A 20,130-nucleotide genomic window follows, 5' to 3' on the forward strand; every position below is an offset into this window, starting at 1 on the left:
CTTTATTTAACTTAGTCAATTAATTATTTTCATTTTCTTTTTTGACCTCATCTACCAATAAAAAAACTTTTTTTTCAATCTCTTTGATTATCTTTATAAATTCTTCATCAGATTTTCCACTAGGATCTTCAAGTCCCCAGTCTTGTTTTTTATAAGAATAGCTAAGAACTGGGCAAGTTACATTGCAGCCCATTGTTATTAAATAATCTACTTTGCCAATTTCATCTATTAGCTTTACTCTTTGATTTTTTTCCATGTCTATATTGTAAAGCTCTTTGATAAGCCTAACAGCATCTGGATTGATTTTATCCTTAATTTCTGTTCCTGCGGAATAAACTTCAAGATAATCGCTTGCGAATTTTTTTGCCAATGCTTCTGCTATTTGACTCCTACATGAGTTGTGAACACATACAAATCCCACTTTTTTCTTCATTTTCTTACCCTTCTTACTTAAATATTTATATAAAAAGACTCTTGCTTAGAATTTATTCTATATGCAAGAGTCCTCATATTTATTCTGCGCTTAAAAGCTCTACAGTTGATGTTAGTATATCTGAATATGAATAACTAACAGTTCGTTCGCAATCAAAATCGTTATTAACTTTTACAGTAAAGACACTAGGAAAAGCATCTACAATGACACCAGTCTTTGTCTTTATTCTTTTTCTTCCCATGTCAGCTTTTAGTATAACTTCTTTGCCAATACTATCTTTGACTTTTTCCCTGATATCATTAACAGATTGTATCTCCATCTAATCATCCTCTCATAAAATACTCATTTATATTGTACTATATAAGTAGGATAAAGTCAAATAGCATCATATTATACTAGTTCTGAAATTCTTGTCAAATATTTTGGTAAAAAGATTTGTAAGCTTCTACAGTTGAGTATAAATCAGCCTTTGACACCAATTCTGTTGGTGCGTGCATGCTTATAACTGGTGTTCCACAATCAACAACGTCCATGCAATATTCTGCAAGGATAAAGGCAATTGTTCCACCGCCACCTGCATCTACAGCTCCAAGTTCGCCAGTTTGATATATAACATTGTTTTTATCAAAAGCAGCTCTTACTTCTTGTAAATATTCAGCGTTTGCATCATTTGAGCCACCTTTTCCACCTGAACCAGTGTATTTGGTTAGGGCTACTCCGCAGCCAAATTGGGCAGCATTATCTATTTCTGAAACATCTTTGAAGTTTGGATCATAGGCTAAAGTAACATCAGCTGATAAAACTTTTGAATTTTTCAAAGTTCTCTTAAATGATATTAGATCAGCTTTGCCCTTTAGGTTTAATAGCTCAAGGATTGTATTTTCCAAAAATTGTGAGCTCATTCCAGTTGCACCATAAGAGCCTATTTCTTCTTTGTCCACAAATAAAGCTACCAATGTTTTTTTGCTATTTTCCATTGATAAAATTGCATTTAATGTAGCATAAGAGCAAACTCTATCATCTTGTCCATGGGCAATTATCATAGAATTGTCTAAGCCGGCATTTCTTGCTTTTATAGCTGGAACTGCTTCAAATTCTGCTGTTATGAAATCTTCTTCTATGATTCCATATTTTTCATTTAAGATTTTTAGGATATTTTTCTTAACTGGATTTTCTGAGTCTTTATCTAGTGGAATTGAACCTACTATTATTTGTAGTTGTTCGCCTTTTATAACATCTCTAGCTTTTTCATCCATTAGTTTTCTTGATAAGTGGATTAAAAGTTCAGAAATTGTAAATACTGGTTCATCTTCCTTATCTCCAATAGAAATTTCTACTTTTTCTCCATCTTTTTTATAAATTACCCCGTGTAATTCTAGAGGAATTGTTGTCCATTGGTATTTTTTTACTCCACCATAATAGTGAGTTTTCAAATATGCTATATTTGTATCTTCTGATAGTGGAACTGGTTTTAAATCAAGTCTTGGGCTATCTGTGTGAGCTCCAACTATTGCCAAACCATTTTCTAAGTCTTCGCTTCCTATTAGGAAAAGTGCCACAGCTTTTTCTTTGTTAACTGCATAAACTTTATCTCCAGCTTTTAGAGATCCTTCTTTGATCTTTTCATCTAAGTTTACAAAGCCCTTTTCTTCGGCACGTCTAATAATTTCTTTTGTTGCAAGTCTTTCTGTCTTTGCAGTATTTAAGAAATTTATATAGTCTTTTGATATTTCTTCTAGGTCATTTTTTTGATTTTCATCAATATTTAGCCATAGATTTTTTCTTTTGTATTCCATAATTCCTCCTAGATTAATTTCCAAATATTTTTGGTATAGGTCACAGGATCTTCAATTTCAAGTCCTGCCATAAGCTTTGCCTGATCTAACAATAACAAAGCTACCTCTTCTATCTTATCATCATCTTTGGCATCTTTCAACAATTGATAAGCCTTTGAAGATGAATTTATTTCAAGAACTTTTTCTGCCTTGACATTTGGAGTGTTGATTTGATTTTTGAGAGCTTTTTCCATCTCGAGAGAAATCTCTCCCCTTTGTTTTATCATTGCTGGAATATCTGCCAATTTGTCGGTAAATTTGACATCAACCACATCTTCTGGCAAGGATTTTTTGATTTTTTCTATAAGGTCATTTTCTTTTTCATCCTTAGTCACTTCTGTGTCTTCTTGAGCTATTGACTTAAATTTAATTTCATCATAAGAATCAAGCATTCTTATTAAAAATTCGTCAATTGGCTGATCTAAAAATAAGACGTCTGTATCCTTATCTACTAATTCAACAGCTGGAGAATTTTTGATTTTTTCTATAGAATCTCCTGTGGCGTATAAAATCTCGCTGTCAGTAGATTTCATTTTTTCCTTGTATTCTTCTAGAGAAATTTTCTTTTCTTTATTTCTTGAATAGAAAAGTAAAAGCTCTTCTAATTCGTCTTTTTTTGCTCCAAAAGATTCATAAATGGCAACTTTTATATTATTGCCAAATTCATTAAAGAAACTTTCGTATTTTTGTCTATCCTTATCTCTAAGCTCCAACAAATGAGCATTTATTCTCTTGTTAATTTGCTTAGAAATAACCCTTAGTTGCCTATCTTGTTGGAGAGTTTCTCTGGAAATATTTAAGGTTAAATCGTCACTTTCTACAACTCCCTTGGCAAAAGAATAAGCATTATCAAGCAAATCTTCGCACCTATCCATAATTTTTACACCGTGAGTGTAAAGAGTTAGGCCTTTTTGATAATCTTTGGAATAAAAATCAAAAGGTGCTTTTTTTGGTATATAAATGATTGCCTTAAATTCTAAAGTTCCTTCAACATTAAAATGAATCCAAGAAAGAGGCTCATCAAAACCAAAATGTTGATCCTTGTAAAAGTTGATATAGTCCTCATCCTTTAGTTCATTTTTATTTTTCTTCCAAATAGGAATTTCAGAATTTAGAATATCTAGCTCTTTATAATCCTCATATTCTGGCTTATCTTCGGTTGAATCTTCCTTTAGTCTAGTTTTTGTAACTTCCATTTTGATTGGATATCTGATGTAATTTGAATATTTATTTACTAAAGCTTTTATCCTATATTGGTCTAAATAATCATCGTAATTATCATCTTCAGTATTTTCTTTTAGAAAAAGCGTGATCTCTGTTCCATGGTCAGCTTTTTCTATTTCTTTTATCTCAAAACCATCGGCATTTTCGCTTATCCACACATATGCCTTATCAGAATTGTATTTTTTACTTTTGACTTCGATTTTATCTGCCACCATAAAAGCAGAATAAAAACCAACACCAAATTGGCCTATAAGATCGCTTATATCGGAATCTTCTACGGTTTTTCTAAAACTTTCAGTTCCAGATTTGGCAATAGTTCCCAAGTTTTCGGCTAATTCGTCTTCGTCCATGCCAATTCCAGTATCTTTGATTGTAAGACTTCTATTTTCTTTATCAGCGATAATTTCTATATAATAATCTTCCTTGTGAGTTTCCTTATCGCTTTTTAAGTCCATATAATATAATTTATCCAAAGCATCTGAAGCGTTTGAAATTAATTCTCTTAGGAAAATTTCCTTATTTGTGTAGATAGAATTAATCATCAAATCCATAACTTTTTTTGCTTCGGCTTTAAATTGTTTTTTCATTTTCCCTCCTTAGCACTCTATGTTCATGACTGCTAATACTATACTAAAATTGTAGACTTTTTCAAACTAATTTTTAATTCTTTCTTCAAGAGCTTTTAGCTTTTTGGATTTTTTTACAATCTCTTTTTGAGTTTCAAGCCTATTTGCCACAAGCTCTTCTTTTTTATTTGCCAAAGCTTTTTTGCTCTTTAGGCTTGTCACTAGAAAGCTTACCACAAAAGCAATTAAAAAAATCCCCATGATTTTGCTATCATCGACAAAATTTCCTATTTTGTAAATTCCTGTTACAATTCCAGCTATAATAAGTGGTGTAAGGAAAAACTTAGCAAAGGATAAGTTGCCACCTAAGTTATTTATCTCATCATTTTCTTCTTTTAATTTTTCTCTTAAAGCTGTAATTTCTGATAAAATCTCTTCTTTTTCTTTTAATAATTCTTCTTTTTCCATTAAAACTCCTTAAATTTTTTATTTTAAACCCTAGTAAAACACTTGTCTTTGCCTAAAATTGTAGTAATATATCAATAGGAAAAGGGGGTCTTTTATGGACAATACTAACACAACAGATGAAATGGAAATTACGCGCGATATGCTTATCGGCGATATTATAAAAAACAAACCTGAAACTATCAATATTTTGCTAATGGCAGGTATGGGTTGCATAGCATGTCCATCATCCTTATATGAAACCTTGGAAGAAGCTTGCATGGTTCATGGAATGGATGTTGAATATTTGCTAAGCGAATTAAACAGATAAAAGAGCTTATTAGAAGTTTATTTTTTAAACTTCTCTAAGCTCTTTTTTTGTCAAAATTTACTTAGCAGAAAGTATTGCATTTGTAAGTCTTGGGATGACTTGTTTTTTACGACTTAAAACTCCTGGAGCTGAAATTGTTCCATTTTTTACCTTGTTTTTAAATTCTTCTTCTATATCTTCTATATATTTGCCAACTACCAAAAGTTCGCTTGTTTCATTGAAGATATCTGTAAGTACCAAGACAAAGGTCGTTTCTCCATTGCGGTCAATTTTTTCTTTCATTAATTTTGTGATTTCTTCTCTAAGAGGACTTAGCTCTTCGGGATTCATGGTCATTACTTGGCCAACTCTTATGGCATTTTCTCCAATTGTAAAAGTTTTGACATCGCCTTCTACTATATCTTTGGCGGATTTGCCCTTTAATGATGTTGCAGCTCTAAACATTTTATCTGCAAATTCTTCTACATCTAATCCAGCAATTCTACTCATCCTATTTAATATTCTCCTATCGACATCTGTTGTTGTAGGAGATCTTAACAAAAGTGTGTCTGAAATTATCGCAGCACACAAAATTCCTGCAATGCTCTTACTTGGTCTAAGTCCACTTTCCAAATACATTTCTGAAATAATAGTTGCAGTTGAACCAACAGGCTCTGCCCTAAAGAAAAGTGGGGTTGTCGTTGCAATATTTGCCACTCTATGATGGTCGATAATTTCAACTATCTCTGCTTGATCGATATCATCAATGGATTGATTTTTTTCGTTATGGTCAACCAAAATCAATTTTTTCATCTTAGCAGAAATAAGGTGGTATCTGGAAATTGAACCAACAACTTTTTTATTTTCATCAACTACCGGATATGATCTAAATCTTGATTTTGACATAGTATCTCTTACATAATCGATAGTATCTGTCGTTTGGAAATATATCAAATCTCCAGTAGTCATTACATGGCTTATTGGAATTGTCATTGGCAAAAGCCTTGCTGTCATAAAAGTATTGTATTCGGTAGAAATTATTGTCACCTGGTTTTTTGCAGCAAATTCTTTTATTTTCTCGTCAATATCAGAACCATTGGTCAAAATTATCAAGGCAACTTTTCTTTTTATCAAATATTCCAAATACTCTGACCTATTGCCCAAAATAACAATATCGCCTTCAGCAAAATATCCATTGAAGTCTTCATTATCTTGATTCATCGCCAAAACAGTCATTTTCCCATCAAATTTTCTTGGATTTTCTGGCAAATACAAAACTTTTGCATTCAAAACATCGTTTATATTATCCAAAGGCGTATTGGCAATGCCTATTATCCTATCATCCCAGACATCCATATAAGATTTGGTAATATTTGATAAGGAAGCGACAGCTTTTAGCTTCCCCTGATCATCTACCACAGAAAGTGAGTGTGTAAGTCCATCTTGGATAATATCCCAAGCAGTTCTAATAGGAATTGAAGGGTCGATTGCAAAAGCCTTATCAATATCTATATCCTTTACTTGCAAAATTATAGATTCTTTAATTTTTGGAGCTTCTAAGCCAAAATACTCTAAGACAAATTTAGTTTCCGGATTTAATTTGCCAAGTCTTATAGGAATGGCCTTAACATCCCCCTGCCTATTTTTTAGATCTGCATAAGCAAGGGCAGCAACTACTGAATCGGTGTCTGGATTTTTGTGTCCTGTAATATAGACTGTTTCTTTCATATAATCTCCTTATTTAAATTCCACTTTCAGCATTTCAATTTTGTACCTATCAACCTTATCAACTATCAAAACCACATTATCAATTACTATTTTATCCCCTTGAACAGGAATTCTCGATAATTTGTCGATCACATAACCACCTATGGAATCATTTTTTATCTCTTCTAAGTCCAAATTAAAATAATCGTTAAAATCGCTTAGATGCATGGAAGCTCTTACTAGGTATGATTTTTCACTTAATTTAAAAATATCCTTATCATCAGTATCATACTCATCGTCAATTTCGCCAACTAATTCTTCTACAATATCTTCAATACTAACAAGACCGCTCGTTCCACCATATTCGTCTATAACAACTGCCAGAGAAACATTTTCTGCCCTCATATTGGTAAACAAATCAAAAATATGCATATTATCATAAACATAAAAAGCAGGTCTAATTATTTCTGATAAATTAATATCCTTGCCATCTGCTATGGCAGAAACAATATCTTTCATATGCAAAATTCCCAAAATATTGTCTATATTTTTGCCATAAACCGGTATTCTTGAGTGGTTGGTATTTTTTAAAATTTCGTTAAGCTCTTCTTTGCTAGCATCCACACAAATTACTTCCATATTGGTTCTTGGGGTCATAACATCTGATACATCAGAGTTCCCAAAATCAAAGACATTATTAATAATCTCACTTTCTTCGTTATTAATAACCCCTTGCTCTTCTGAAACATCGACAATAGTTTTTAAATCTTCTTCTGTAACAAGATTACTATTATTTTCTTCTCCAACGATAGCTCTTGCTATGGCGCCAGTGATTTTGCCCAAAATAATATTAATTGGCTTAAAAATAATATCACAAACTCTAATTGGCTTAGCAACAGCTAAGGAAACTTTTTCGCTATTAGCACTAGCTATATTTTTTGGTGTAATTTCCCCAAAAATCAAAACGACAATAGTAAGAATAATAGGAGAAATAACAGCTCCCCTAGCTCCATAAACATCTGTAAAAAACAAAGTTGCAATTGTTGTCGTTACAATATTTACAATATTATTGCCAATTAAAATAGTAGATAAAACAGATCCTATATTATTAACTAGTTTTTTGACAATTGGAGCATTTTTCTCTCCATCTTTTTCCATTTGCCTTATTTTAAAAATATTTACACTCGTAAGGGCGGTTTCCGATGAGGAAAAAAACGCCGATAACATCAATCCAATAATTATCGCTATTAATTGGATTATATTAATTTTACTCATAAATCCTCCTAAGATATATATATTATATCAGTAAAATACTAGCTTACCAACAAAGAGATGTGAAAATAAAAAAATATCAAGAAAAGCTTTCTAAACTTTAACTTGATACTTTTTTTGATTATTAATATCCTTTTGCCACAAATTGCAAAAACTCATTTAACTGATCTTTTACATTTGAATTTAATTTACTAACCCACTTTTCTGGGATAGAAGAATATCCAAATCTCGCACCAGAAATGCCGCCTGCAATTGCTGCAATTGTATCAGCATCACCACCGTGATTTACCGCACCTATTACACATTCTTCAATACTTTCTTTATTGCTCCAATATAAGGCATTATTAAAAGTATTAATTATATATCCACTAGGTTCCATCAATTGAATTTTCCCCAAATCAATCTCTTTTCCTTCCAGGGTATTTTTTATAAGAAGATTATATTTTCTAATAGCCTCCGCACAAGTCGTATTATTGTGAGTTATCTCTCCTTGGCTGATATTTAGTTCTAAGGAAGCTTTGTCATTAAGCAAGGCACAAGGTAAGGCTCTCATCAAACTACCATTTCCAAGAGCATCTTCGTCAGGATCTATATATTCTCCTATTTGCTGGTAAAAATTTATTGCCCTAAAACATTGATTTCCTACATCTTTTGGATTAGTGTCAAGCCATTTGCCAAAACTATCTGCACAATCTTTCTTAAAATTGGCAAAGTCGTTTTTCATCAAAACTTTCATCACGCAAAGAGACATCTCTGTATCATCTGTTACATCGCCAATTTTATGATCTAACCAACCACCACCTAAAATATCATCAACCCTGCCATATTTTTCTTTTATCTCATCTTCGCTCATAAATTCCGTAGTCGCACCCATAGCATCGCCAATGGCAAAAGCAAAAAGTGCTCCCTTTAATCTATCAACAATATCCATCTAATCACTCTCCTATTTTGCAAAAGCTTATAATTTTACGCAAATTATCGATTTTTATTTAATAAAAATCCACTCCTTAAATATTTCTATACCCCACTAATCCAAATACACCAAAACTTCTCTTTCCACAAAGTCAGCGGCTTCGGTTCTTATTAGTTTTCTGTATCTTAGTAGGCTTATGTTTTCGCCAGTTTCTTTGTTGTAGGCGTCTTTGTCTGCGTTTCTTATAAGGCTGTCTTCTCCAAGAGCCTTGCTTGCTTGAGCTCTATCTTTGAAATGGCTTGTGTAGAATATTAGATCGTCTGCTTTTACCTTGTAATGATTAGAAAATTCTTTTATTTTTTCTTCAATTATTTGATTTATTTTAATGCGTGCCAGCTCTTCTATGTTTTCGCTTACAAACTTAGCTGGTTCTTTTACCATATCTTGGTAAATTTCCCTGTAAACTTCCGATTTTTCTGGATTGGTCTTGGCAAGTTCTTCTATGGTTTTTTCTATCTCACTATCGAATTTTTCATCATAGGTCGGGCGATTTTTTGCCTTTTCTTGCATAAGACTTGCTAGATAGTTATAGTCTATAGTTCCTTGGTGGACTGAGATTGGTTCATAGTAGAGATCAAATTTACGGTCGTCACCATCAATAATAATATCATCAACTAACAAAGCTTTGATGTAGTAATAAAAATCAGTATATTTTTCCAAAGTTTCTACATCTATCAAATCTTTGTAATATTCCTCATCTTGCGCATATTCACTATAGACCATGACAGCTGCATTGGCCTTGTCAAATTTTTGGAAAGCTAAAACATATTCATACATTTTCTTTAGACCATATTCGACTTCTGGATTTTCTACTAGTTCAAAGCTTAATAGATCTTTTACCGCAAGAGTGAACTTCTCCTTAGACTCTTCGTATGTTGGTGCTGTTACAAAGTTTTCCCCACCGTTTGAATAAAGTTTAAAGGCTTTTTCTATTGCATCTTCAAAGGCTTTTGGACTTCTAAAGGTCACTATCTGTCCGTAGGTCTTACGATCATCGAATAGCCTATTTGTTCTAGAAAATGCTTGAATAAGGCCTTGTGGAGTCATAGGAAATCTATCTATCAAAAGTAGGGATAAGTTTGGTGAGTCAAAGCCTGTTAGAAGCCTATCTACAACAATTACTATATCCACCTGCTCAGCTCTAGACTTATACTTATCTTTTTTCCTTGCAAGTCTCTCATTTAGGTTACGATTGTAAGAGCCTATGGTTTCAAGTGAAAAATTCGTCCCATATTCCTCATTATAGTTAGCTAAGGCTTTTTTCATAGCTTCCTTATTTTCGATTGTCGTATTTTCATTTTCTGCAAGAGAATAGGTCATGGCAACTTTTGGGAAATCGGAAACCATAGATTTTACCCTATCAGAAACTTTCACTTCTGAATTTCCCTCAATAACTTCCTTAAAAAGCCTATAATAATCTTGGGCATCCTTGATTGAAGATGTTGTAAGAATTGCCCCGTAGGTCTTGCCCCTGCCCCTGTCTAGGGCAAATTTTCTTATCATCCCATTTATTATTTTATTTATGACGGTAAGTTTGTAATCGTCTTGCTGGTAAACTTTATCTGGTATATAAGGCTCAAGTTCTTCTTTCTCGTAGGCATAGACATCTATATCAGGCTTGACCTTTTCCACAAGTTCGTAGACACCTTCGCCAATCATATCCATATTTTCCACCTGAAAACCGAGAACTGCCCCATCGCCAATGGCTTCTTTGACTGTGTATTCGTGAAGGCGTCTGCCAAATTGTTCTTCTGTAGTTTGTGGCAAATTTCCCACAGCCGCCTTTTTATTTTCTGCAAAAATTGGCGTACCCGTAAAACCATACCAGAGGGAATTTACGAAAAATTTCTTTAATATATTTTGCTGGGCTGGAGAAATCGCCCTGTGGCACTCGTCTATGACAAAGGCAATTTCAAGCTTTCTAAGCTTAGAAACTTCCTTTTCCTTTAGCCATCTTTCCTTATTATTAATCAAATAATTAAGCTTTTGGACAGTTGTCACCACCACCGACCTATCCTCTGATAGTAGATGATTTTTTAGATTTTTGACATTGTCAGTTGATTCTATATCGATCGTATCATTTGCCGCATAGGCCAAAAATGAATTTGTAGTTTGCTGGTCAAGATCCACCCTATCGACTATAAAAATCGTCTTTTCAATCCTTGGAATCTGATAGAGATTGCGACTTGCCTTGTAGGAAGTTAGGGTCTTGCCAGAGCCAGTTGTATGCCAAACATAGCCGGACTCGTGAAGACTTGCCGCCTTTTTTAGAGCCTTTATGGCGTGTATTTGATAAGGGCGAAGGAGTATGATATTTTCCCCCTCATTATCCAAGACACTATAATGGCTGATAAGCTGGTGGGCTTGGGGGATGGATAAGACTTCTCTGGCAAAACCTTTGAGGTCATCTACTGGATTATTGTCCCTGTCATTCCACCTAGTAAGAAATTTTTTGTTAAGCTTAGTATCGGTGTTGGCTGCTATGTAACGAGTGGTGGCACCATTTGAAATTACAAAGCATTGTAATAAGGAAAATAAACCCCTGTACTTATCGGTTGCTATATAATTTTTGATTTGATTGTAGGCATCCATATGGGAGACCGATCTCTTTTTTAGCTCTATTTGTATCAAAGGAATGCCATTTATAAGCAAAGTCACATCAAAACGTGCATTTTGGTCAAGGCCCATGGTCTTTGGAGCGACAAATTGATTTATAACTTGGTAAACACTAGTTCCACCAGCCACATCTTCTCTTTTAAAAACCATAAGCCTTACAGTACCAAGGCTGGCGTCTTCTCTTTGTAGGGAAACTTTGGCAATGCCATTTTCTCCAACCAAAAACTTACCCGCCTCATAAAAAGAAGAAAAAGTCATGGCATTTTGAATTTGGCGAAACTCAGAATCAGTCAAAGGATGTTCTTTAAGAATCGACTTGTTGTTATTCTCAAGAATCCTCCTAAAATTTGCCCAAAGAGCTTCGTGGGTCTTGATTTTTGGCTCATAGGTCCACTGACTTTTGCCAGTAATTAACTGGTTAATGAGGTCTTTTTCCAATTTTAATTCATCATCAAATTTTATCTCTACCATAACATCTCCTATACAAACATCTTTTGGAGTAAAGATTTTTTCATTTGCTTATATGATACTAGTAATTTTTCTTCTGTTTCGATTTGGGTATCTAGGTTTTCTAAAATATTTCTTATTTTTATCTGTTCTTCTATTTTTTTAGGAAGTTTTATTTCCATTCCAGTTATCATTTCCATCCTAACAGAGTCAACTGTCCCTTTAGCTGATAATCTCATTGCTCTACGTAGGAAATATTTTGAAAAATAGTGATAGAAATATTTTGTATCTACTTCAGATGTAAAATCAAATATCCTATAAACTCTCTGATGTAAATCATACTTACCATTTACATAAAAAAATACTTTCCCAATTTGTCCGTCTCCAATTGTAAGAACAGCTTCTTCATCATATAAATATTTTGAACTTTTAACTGGAGTATCTGATCTTATATAGAAAGGATACTCACCATCCTCAACTGAATCTTGTGTATCACTTTTACCTGTCTTTACGCTAGCTATTTCGTGAATTTTTTTAATTTCCCAATCTCCATCAAACCCCTCAAATCTAAATTCAGGGACAAGTTGGCCTTTTTTAGGAAAAATTTTTTGGAGCATGGATTTTTTGAAATCTTCCAGCTTGGAAACTTTGCCCTCTTGCTTTTCGATTAGGGCATCAATCTTTCTAAACAATTCTCCGATTTTTTCTTGTTCTTCCAACACTGGGTATTTTAAAGGTATTTCTCCAATTTGATTCATGTTTATTTTATTTGGAAAAGCTACGTGTAGAGTTCTTTTCCATATCTCCTTTTGAACCTTATGAGAATTAATGGAATAATTTAAAAACTCTGGAAAAATCCATTCTTTCGGCTTTATCAACGCTAGTGTTACATAATACGCAAATTTTTCTTTCGACTTAATAATATTTGTAATACCAACTGATCCAATTCTAGTCATTAATATATCATTAAATTCCGGAAATACTTTGAAATCTTTATCAAAATCTTTTTCACTTATATATTTAGTCGCTTTTAAGTCTTTTATATTTTCAACTGATAGAAATTTCACTCCTGATTTGGTATAATTTGGCGTTTGGTGCGTTCCATCATATATAGAAGCTAATTTTTTTAAATAGCTTGAGTCCCACTCACCCTCAAAACCAGCAAATCTCAATTGAGGCACATTTCTCATAAATCACCGCCTAGGATTTCCATAAAGCTTTCAAGTTCTTTTTTGGCTTTTTCTGTGTTTGCCACAAGGTTATTCATATCAGCAAGGATTGCTTTTTTTAATTCTTCTTTTTCATCGTTGATAGCTTTTATATCAGCGGAAACTTCTGCCAAGTCTATGGGTTCTTCTTCCTCGAAAGTGTCCACATATCTTGGGATGTTTAGGTTGAAGGCATTTTCTTCTATTTCTTCAAATTTTGCCAGATGGGCAAATTTGTCTATTTCTTTTTTGGACTTGTAGGCCTTGAATATTTTTTGGATATTTTCTTCTGTAAGCTCGTTCTTGTTGCCTTTTTTGGCAAATTCGTTGCTTGCATCTATAAAATATACACTTCTGTCAGTCTTATCTTTTCTTAGTATTATCAAAGATACGGGAATTCCTGTGGAATAGAAAAGATTTGGGGCAAGGCCAATGACTGCATCTATACGGCCATTTTCTAAGAGTATTTTTCTAATTTTTTCCTCTGCGCCAGATCTAAAAAGTACTCCATGAGGAAGTAAGATTGCCATAATTCCAGGGTTTTTTAAGTGGTAAAAGCCGTGGAGCAAAAAGGCATAGTCCGCCTTTGATTTTGGTGGAAGAACTCCGTATTCTGCAAAGCGTGGATCATCCAAAAATCCCTTGCTGGCATCCCATTTGGCAGAATATGGTGGATTCATAAGAACTGCATCAAAGTTGGTTGGCTCATCTACTGGCCAATCGTCAGATAGGGTGTCGCCTTGGTTTAGAGTTTGATACTCAAGTTTTACATCGTGAAGAATCATATTCATGCGTGATAAGTTGTAGGTAGAATTGTTAAGCTCTTGGCCAAAATATCTGATAAGCCCCGACTCATTGGAAAAATTTCTAACATTTAGGAGCAAAGACCCCGAACCAAGAGTTGGGTCATATACTGTAAGGCCTTTTTTGTCCTCCTTGCCATCCATGGCTATCATCGCCATAAGTCTTGATACTTGATGTGGCGTGTAGAATTCCCCGGCTTTTTTGCCTGATTCTGAGGCGAAATTTGCAAGCATATATTCGTAAACATCACCAAGGACATCGCCTGTATAGTTGGCAAAGTTAACTTTTGCAAATTGTTTCATGACATTTGAAATGCGTTTGTTTTTTTCTTGAGCAAGCTTGCCTAATTTGTTGGAATAGAGGTCAATATCTTCAAAAAGTCCCTTATAGTCGTCAGCAGAACGTTCGATTTCATTGAAGGCTTGGCCAAGATCATCTAGCTGGAAAGTTCCTTCTTCGATTTCCTTTATGAAATGAGTAAAGGTGTGGTTAGGTTTTATGATAAAAGAATAATTGTTTTTTAGTTCTTCTGCAAGAAGGTCAGCATCTACTCCTTGCATTTCTTCTTCATATATTTTTTGAATCTCATCAAGATCTTCATCTTCCACTTCAAGAATCTCTCTAACTTCATTAAGCATTTTATCTGATAGGTATTTATAAAAAATTATACCAAGTAGGTAATTTTTGTACTCATTGGCATCCATCTGAGAACGAAGGTCATCAGAAGCCGCCCAAAGTTTCTGGTAAAGATTAACACTAGTTTCCATATATACACTCTCCTTGTTAGTATAATTATAACAAATGTGTTGAAAAATTAACAATCAAAAGTAGCTATTTAGCCAAAAATTCTGATTGTCCATTTTTTGGGGTACTTATATCGGTGTTTTTATACTCAGGTATTCTGTAGGAACATCTCTCATAATTATATTCATATGTAATAAGTTGTAAGCAGAGCTATCAAGCTCCTGGCCAAAACATCTGATGTGGTCGGCGTATTGGCGAAATTTTTGGCAATTTAATCTCTTTTATAATTATGGCCTATAAAATAATTACTATATAATAATTACTCTATGCAACAAAACTACCATTAAATTTTTAATAGATTCTAACCATTTTCTTTTTTTGATAATGCATTATTAACTTTGTATCCAATGATGAAGTAAAATAACATTTGTAATATAACTATAATTGTCATAGTTTTAATATTTATACAATTGCTAAACATTAGTATAATATTTAGCAACATAAAAGATAAGGCATATAATCTCAAAAGTTTAGCTGCATACTTATGCGCATGCTTCCAGTTTTGTTTTGATTTTGTACTTAACGCTGTTCTAAATCCACTATATTTAGCAATATCCCCCTTTGCTTTGTACTCATAATAAAAAGATAAAAAAAGCCCTGATATGGGCAATAGACTAATTACAACTTTTTCAAAATACATACGTAAACCTTCCCAATTTTTTAGCTTCTTTACTAATGAGGATGATCCTCAACAAACATTTTAAGTATTTTTACTTGGTTTTACAAACAAATAGATAATGATTACTTGCCCCTAGTAATTCTTCTTTGTCACAATGAGCGAGGTGCCAGTCAATATATCTTTGCTATAACATTTGTAATGATAAAAGACTTAAAACAAATCCTATTTCATAAAAGCCACAGACTTATATTTGCTAACCTTTGTAAATCCGTTCTTCTCATAAAACTTTATCGTTTTATCAGTGTCATCTGTCAGCAAAATAATTTGTCGAATATCTTTATACTCATCAAGAATTATTTTTAATAGCTGACTTCCAATTCCTTTTTTCTGATATGCTTGTAAAACTAAAATATCTTGAATATAAATAATTGTTGAGCTATCACCTACTACTCTTGCTAAACCTACTAGCAAATCATCATCCCAAGCTGTCCAAACTTTCAAGGAGTTGATTATAGCTTGTTCTAGTTTTGATGGATTAGATGTGTAGGCCGTCCAAGAAACGTCACCGTATAAATTCATGATACTGTCTATATCTGGTATTACTTGCTCTTTTATGATAATTTCTCCCAATGTATTCTCCTTAGATTATGACTTTATTATATTTAGTTGATCTTCCGCCACCAATTTTTTCAATCAAGTTTTTATTTATTAATTCATCTAGCAAATTGAGAACTTTGGACCTGCTATATCCACTTATTTCTGCTATAGATTTCGTGGTATCGTTACCTTTACTTATTAATGATAAAATTTGGTTTTCTTCATCGGTTAAATCTATCTTCTTAATTACTGGAAGTATTATTGAAATAGAGTTTTGGCTTATATTAAACTTTGGTCTAGTGTAGTATTTTTTGTAGGATTCAATTATTCTTCTAATACCAGTACCAAATTGTTCGATAATATCTAATCTAAAGAATACATTTGCAATAATTGGATTTCTTATTACAGATAGGTCACCTTTTAAATACTCTTCTTCAGTTATTGTTTTTGGAAGCCCTCCAGGTGAGGATATTTCTATCCTATCATCATACATAGAAATTCTTATCTTGGATTTAATATCCCATCTTCTATGAACCAAAGCATTTGCAACAGCTTCTCTAAAAGCATCTTCAGGTATTTGTTGATATCTGTTACGTTTAGATCCTTCAATTCTTTCATATTGGTAGTTGCTTTTATAAATAGCTAGGCTATCTTCAAACTGTTTTAAAATTGATTGACCACTGAGATTTTTTCTTTCAAGTATGGTATTGATATCTTCGCCAAACCTAGCTATATCAATTCCAACCATATCATTAGTGTCAGAAAACAATTCTCCAGCAATTGAATAATAATCATATTCATTACTGTATAGCTCTAATGTTTTTAGGATATCTAGATTTAATTCATTTATATTCAGTTCTTTTTTTAGTTCTTTTTCTAGATAATCAAATGTAAATTCTTTTTGATTACTTTTTAGCGAATCATACGATTTATTAGAACTTTCTAATATGAGGCTTTGGAGCTCTAGATTGTCCATTTCAATACTCGATGTCCCATGTCTAATATAGGCTTTTGAATTATAAAAGTATGGCTTATGCTTACCTGCTTTTACTTTCAAAGTTAAAGTTGAATTATCATTTATTTTTAGACTATATGTGGGATTTGGGTTTATAGAATCATTTATAGTATTTTCTATATTTAAAGCAAGGATATCAGGATTTTCTAATCCCACAAGCTCTCCATCATCATTTATTCCAAATATTATCTCTCCACCTTCATAATTTGCAAAGGCACTGACAGTTTTAAGAAAAGATTTGCTAAATTTTTCTTTTAATTCTAGATTTGATGTTTCTTTCATATATACCTCTATTAATATTATATATTCATTTTACGAGAATACAAAATAATCAAATAAATTTTACGCGAATAATCACGCGAATATTTATTCGCGTAAAATTATTCTGTGTGATTATTATTTTACTATCCTTTTCACAGGCGAATTGGCTATAATTAGTCATTTCCCAATTTTAATAATCTCGTAAATTATTTTGTGCGAATAAGTTTTAATGAGCTTATTCGCACAATCATGTTGAAAAAGAAATTTAAAGAATATGATAAAGTCAAAACTTTAGTTGAAAAAAGATGAATATCCACCAACCACTATTGGTATTATCGTAAGTTTTTATCCTAATTTTGATTATTGTTAAGTCGAACTCTGGGACACTGATGGAAATTCTTTAGATGAAGTAACTTATGAAACAAAGAAATTCAAATTATTTTAAACATACTTGTCGGTATTAATTTAACAAAAAAAGCTATATCAAGCTAAAGAAATACCAGAGCTAGTTTAGTTCTAACTCTGGTATTAGATCCAACTTTATGGGGTCACCTTATTTTAGGTGCTTTTTAAGATTGGCTGATTTTTCAATTAAATGGCTTCGTTTATCTCTTTCCGCTTACTTCCATATAATAGTGGTCTTGGTCCTTGGATAGGCTAAGGCTCTTAATGTTTTTTTCTAAATCAAAGGCAAAGTTTCCTTCTCTCATGTCTAGCTTGTCGTAGTCGATGATTTCTGTTTCGAATTTATCCAAGTCTATAGATGAGTTTATCTTATTTAATAGATCGTATCCAAATACTCCTTGCTCATTTCTCTCACCGTAGTAGTCGTAGGATCCTTGCTTGTAAGAGCTTATAGTTATTTGGCTTGTTTGATTTTCTCCTAGTTCGATTTCAAATTCAGCAAAGATAATTCTTTGGGTGTTTGTTACATCCATTAGGTCAATATTGCCATCTTCGTATCTCATCATTGGTTTTTCGCTTAATGCACCTGTTTCAAACAGTTCTTTGATGTAAAGAGCTTTGAATTCTTCGTAGGATAAGGTGTATGATGGAATATTGTGATTTTCAATTTTCCAGGAAGCAAAGTCTCTTTGTCTGGATTCTTGGTTTCCCTTATAGTTGTCATATAGGATTGGTAGGGCCAAGTCTAGGGCAGCATCTAAGCTCATTTCCTCTCTTTCTAGGTCTGCACCAGCATTTTTTAAGTTATTTCTAAGCTTGCTTGATGTGCCATCGTAGCCATCCCAACCTCCTGTGCTTTGAGCTTCGATTTTTACTTTTGGTGTGTCTTGGCCTTGGATAATTAAATAGTGATTATCTTTATGGTAGGGGTTTTCACCCTCTTTTGGGATGGAATATTGGTAAAATTCTTCTTTGCCATCATCAAATTTGCCAAAGCCATCAAAGCCTAGGCTTAGAACCTTGGACTTATCCCTATCAATTTCTATTCCTGCTACTAAGGTTGGATTTTCATCTTCAGGGCTTTCATCACAGTAGCTATTTGTAAAGCTATAAACTGTTACTGGAATGTCCTCAGCATCTGGGGCTTGGCTTAGAGCGTCTTTTAAATATGACTCTTCGTTTAGAGTTTTTTGGTAGGCTTCCCAGGATTCATAATCCTTGAGGTTTAAGGTTTCTGCTGGATCTATTTCATTATTTGTAGAAACAAAGTCCCCCGTATATTTGCCATAAGACAATTTTGCCTGCAAAACTTTCCCATCTTGGTCAATTTTTGGATATGAGCTGGCCAAGTCATCAGCGCTTGATACAAAAGGATAGAAAAGTTTTATTTTCTTTGCTGGTCCTGTGTTTTTTATCTGATATTGGTCTGTTAGCAAGGCTGTTCTCGGGCTTTGATCTGCAGCGTTTGTAGTAAAGAAATCAAAAGTTAATTTACGGTCAGCTTTTATATCCTCTTTCTGATCTGTAGAGCCTATAATTAGGGGTAGGATTGGTCCCTCATATTGCATAAATTGGCAAGACTCATCAGTTGTTATTTCTTCGGATGGACCCAACTCTTGCCTAGAATCAGAGCCTGGAAGCTTATCTTTCAAAAATCTAACAGAAACAACTACTAAGGTTAGACATGCTGCAAGAGCAGCAATTTTTTTCCATGAAAAAGCTTTATTTTTGACCTTGGTGGTCGGGTCAATGATTTGACCCTCTCTTGATTTATAGGTATCTTCTTCTAGATCGCCCATAGCCTTAAAGAGTATCTCGGCATTTTTATTTTCCTTATTTTCCTTTTTCATAATATTTCCTCGCTTTCTAAGCTGTCTTTTAAATTTTTTCTAAGCCTATGAAGCTTTGTTACAAGATTGTTGTACTTATAATTTGAATTTGAGGCGATCTCCTTGATTGGCATAGCGTAGAAGTAACGCTTTAGAAAGATTGTTTTATCTTCGTCAGATAAGTTGTTGACAAAGTTATTTAGAAGCCTTAACAAGTCCCTATAAATTATCTCTTCTTCCAAATCATAGGCACTTGGGATGGCTTCATCTAGCTCGTCAAGGATTAGTGGCATTTGCCCGCCTCCCCTTTTTTCGGCATGGATTTTTCGATAGGAATCTAGGGATAAATTCCTTGTAATTTTTGCCAAAAATAATTTGAAAACATTGGGATTTTGAGGCGGAATACTCCTCCAAGTCGTAAGGTAAGTATCGTTGACACATTCCTCTGCACTTTGAAAATCGGCCAAAATATTATTAGAAATCCTAAAGCAATATGGTCTATATTTTAGGTCAGTTTCTTTTATTGCAGCTTCATTCCTATCAAAATATAATTTGATTATGTCCTTATCATCCATCAAAGCATTCACCCCCTCTATCCTATAAGACGTATTTTAGCGAGAAATATTACATAGAGCTTATATTTTTTCCCAATCTAATAAAACTATTCATATTATATCAGATATTTATTTGGAAATTTTTATTTTCTTCCAATAAATTTGATATTACTTAGCAAAAATAGTAAATATTTAGTATAATGACCT

General features: G+C 33.2%; 17 protein-coding genes. 1 reads left to right on the top strand and 16 read right to left on the bottom strand.

Translation table 11 applies throughout. The features are described 5' to 3' along the window. Positions 1-19: 19 nt before the first annotated feature. From CS884_RS05290 to CS884_RS05310, 5 genes are all read right to left on the bottom strand, one after another. Entirely contained in the window at positions 20-433 is a 414-nt protein-coding gene (locus CS884_RS05290) for an arsenate reductase ArsC (RefSeq protein ID WP_099321017.1), read from the bottom strand. 79 nt (positions 434-512) lie between these two features. Further along, on the bottom strand, positions 513-752 hold the full coding sequence (locus CS884_RS05295) for a Veg family protein (protein ID WP_099321018.1): 240 nt from the start codon (positions 750-752) through the stop codon (positions 513-515). 94 nt (positions 753-846) lie between these two features. Beyond that, complete coding sequence (locus CS884_RS05300) at positions 847-2,229, bottom strand: aminopeptidase (RefSeq protein ID WP_099321019.1); 1,383 nt, start codon at positions 2,227-2,229, stop codon at positions 847-849. 8 nt (positions 2,230-2,237) lie between these two features. Next, on the bottom strand, positions 2,238-4,079 hold the full coding sequence (gene htpG / locus CS884_RS05305; RefSeq protein ID WP_099321020.1) for a molecular chaperone HtpG: 1,842 nt from the start codon (positions 4,077-4,079) through the stop codon (positions 2,238-2,240). Positions 4,080-4,145: 66 nt separating this feature from the next. Next, entirely contained in the window at positions 4,146-4,526 is a 381-nt protein-coding gene (locus CS884_RS05310) for a hypothetical protein (RefSeq protein ID WP_099321021.1), read from the bottom strand. Positions 4,527-4,620: 94 nt separating this feature from the next. Between CS884_RS05310 and CS884_RS05315 the strand changes: the two genes are divergently transcribed. Then, positions 4,621-4,833, top strand: coding sequence for a DUF1858 domain-containing protein (locus CS884_RS05315; protein WP_225791832.1), 213 nt, complete (start codon positions 4,621-4,623; stop codon positions 4,831-4,833). Between the two features lie 57 nt (positions 4,834-4,890). Here the strand turns inward: CS884_RS05315 and CS884_RS05320 are convergent, their stop codons facing one another. The 11 genes from CS884_RS05320 to CS884_RS05370 all read right to left on the bottom strand — a co-directional run bounded on the left by CS884_RS05320 (position 4,891) and on the right by CS884_RS05370 (position 19,944). Continuing rightward, positions 4,891-6,540 (bottom strand): putative manganese-dependent inorganic diphosphatase, encoded by a 1,650-nt coding sequence (locus CS884_RS05320; protein ID WP_099321022.1) that lies wholly within the window; start codon positions 6,538-6,540, stop codon positions 4,891-4,893. Between the two features lie 9 nt (positions 6,541-6,549). After that, the gene (locus CS884_RS05325) at positions 6,550-7,794 is read right to left on the bottom strand and encodes a hemolysin family protein (RefSeq protein WP_099321023.1); all 1,245 of its coding nucleotides are present in this window, start codon (positions 7,792-7,794) and stop codon (positions 6,550-6,552) included. A gap of 121 nt (positions 7,795-7,915) precedes the next feature. Next, the gene (locus CS884_RS05330; protein WP_099321024.1) at positions 7,916-8,722 is read right to left on the bottom strand and encodes an ADP-ribosylglycohydrolase family protein; all 807 of its coding nucleotides are present in this window, start codon (positions 8,720-8,722) and stop codon (positions 7,916-7,918) included. Between the two features lie 96 nt (positions 8,723-8,818). Continuing rightward, positions 8,819-11,851 carry an HsdR family type I site-specific deoxyribonuclease gene (locus tag CS884_RS05335; protein WP_099321025.1) on the bottom strand — a complete coding sequence of 1,011 codons (3,033 nt, stop codon included), beginning with the start codon at positions 11,849-11,851 and terminating at the stop codon, positions 8,819-8,821. Positions 11,852-11,859: 8 nt separating this feature from the next. Then, a complete protein-coding gene (locus CS884_RS05340; protein WP_099321026.1) occupies positions 11,860-13,017 on the bottom strand; it encodes a restriction endonuclease subunit S in 1,158 nt (385 codons plus the stop codon). Continuing rightward, positions 13,014-14,606 (bottom strand): type I restriction-modification system subunit M, encoded by a 1,593-nt coding sequence (locus CS884_RS05345; protein ID WP_099321027.1) that lies wholly within the window; start codon positions 14,604-14,606, stop codon positions 13,014-13,016. The genes CS884_RS05340 and CS884_RS05345 overlap by 4 nt, the downstream gene beginning before the upstream one ends. A gap of 338 nt (positions 14,607-14,944) precedes the next feature. After that, complete coding sequence (locus tag CS884_RS05350) at positions 14,945-15,283, bottom strand: SdpI family protein (RefSeq protein WP_099321028.1); 339 nt, start codon at positions 15,281-15,283, stop codon at positions 14,945-14,947. A 201-nt stretch (positions 15,284-15,484) separates the two neighbouring features. Continuing rightward, positions 15,485-15,892, bottom strand: a complete 408-nt coding sequence (locus CS884_RS05355; protein WP_257875762.1) for a GNAT family N-acetyltransferase — start codon at positions 15,890-15,892, stop codon at positions 15,485-15,487. A gap of 10 nt (positions 15,893-15,902) precedes the next feature. Further along, entirely contained in the window at positions 15,903-17,156 is a 1,254-nt protein-coding gene (locus CS884_RS05360; protein WP_099321029.1) for an ATP-binding protein, read from the bottom strand. 584 nt (positions 17,157-17,740) lie between these two features. Beyond that, positions 17,741-19,390, bottom strand: a complete 1,650-nt coding sequence (locus CS884_RS05365; protein WP_099321030.1) for a hypothetical protein — start codon at positions 19,388-19,390, stop codon at positions 17,741-17,743. Beyond that, positions 19,387-19,944, bottom strand: a complete 558-nt coding sequence (locus CS884_RS05370) for an RNA polymerase sigma factor (protein ID WP_099321031.1) — start codon at positions 19,942-19,944, stop codon at positions 19,387-19,389. Before CS884_RS05370 ends, CS884_RS05365 begins: the two co-directional genes overlap by 4 nt. Positions 19,945-20,130 lie beyond the last annotated feature (186 nt).

The sequence above is a fragment of the Anaerococcus sp. Marseille-P3625 genome, assembly GCF_900232825.1.
Classification (GTDB): domain Bacteria; phylum Bacillota; class Clostridia; order Tissierellales; family Peptoniphilaceae; genus Anaerococcus.

Bases quoted from the DNA above. Each gene is read 5' to 3' on its own strand.
- CS884_RS05330 (WP_099321024.1), bottom strand. From the start codon at position 8,722: ATGGATATTGTTGATAGATTAAAGGGAGCACTTTTTGCTTTTGCCATT.
- CS884_RS05350 (WP_099321028.1), bottom strand. From the start codon at position 15,283: ATGTATTTTGAAAAAGTTGTAATTAGTCTATTGCCCATATCAGGGCTT.
- CS884_RS05365 (WP_099321030.1), bottom strand. From the start codon at position 19,390: ATGAAAAAGGAAAATAAGGAAAATAAAAATGCCGAGATACTCTTTAAG.
- CS884_RS05295 (WP_099321018.1), bottom strand. From the start codon at position 752: ATGGAGATACAATCTGTTAATGATATCAGGGAAAAAGTCAAAGATAGT.
- CS884_RS05310 (WP_099321021.1), bottom strand. From the start codon at position 4,526: ATGGAAAAAGAAGAATTATTAAAAGAAAAAGAAGAGATTTTATCAGAA.
- CS884_RS05300 (WP_099321019.1), bottom strand. From the start codon at position 2,229: ATGGAATACAAAAGAAAAAATCTATGGCTAAATATTGATGAAAATCAA.
- CS884_RS05325 (WP_099321023.1), bottom strand. From the start codon at position 7,794: ATGAGTAAAATTAATATAATCCAATTAATAGCGATAATTATTGGATTG.
- CS884_RS05345 (WP_099321027.1), bottom strand. From the start codon at position 14,606: ATGGAAACTAGTGTTAATCTTTACCAGAAACTTTGGGCGGCTTCTGAT.
- CS884_RS05360 (WP_099321029.1), bottom strand. From the start codon at position 17,156: ATGAAAGAAACATCAAATCTAGAATTAAAAGAAAAATTTAGCAAATCT.
- CS884_RS05340 (WP_099321026.1), bottom strand. From the start codon at position 13,017: ATGAGAAATGTGCCTCAATTGAGATTTGCTGGTTTTGAGGGTGAGTGG.
- htpG (WP_099321020.1), bottom strand. From the start codon at position 4,079: ATGAAAAAACAATTTAAAGCCGAAGCAAAAAAAGTTATGGATTTGATG.
- CS884_RS05370 (WP_099321031.1), bottom strand. From the start codon at position 19,944: ATGGATGATAAGGACATAATCAAATTATATTTTGATAGGAATGAAGCT.
- CS884_RS05335 (WP_099321025.1), bottom strand. From the start codon at position 11,851: ATGGTAGAGATAAAATTTGATGATGAATTAAAATTGGAAAAAGACCTC.
- CS884_RS05290 (WP_099321017.1), bottom strand. From the start codon at position 433: ATGAAGAAAAAAGTGGGATTTGTATGTGTTCACAACTCATGTAGGAGT.
- CS884_RS05315 (WP_225791832.1), top strand. From the start codon at position 4,621: ATGGACAATACTAACACAACAGATGAAATGGAAATTACGCGCGATATG.
- CS884_RS05320 (WP_099321022.1), bottom strand. From the start codon at position 6,540: ATGAAAGAAACAGTCTATATTACAGGACACAAAAATCCAGACACCGAT.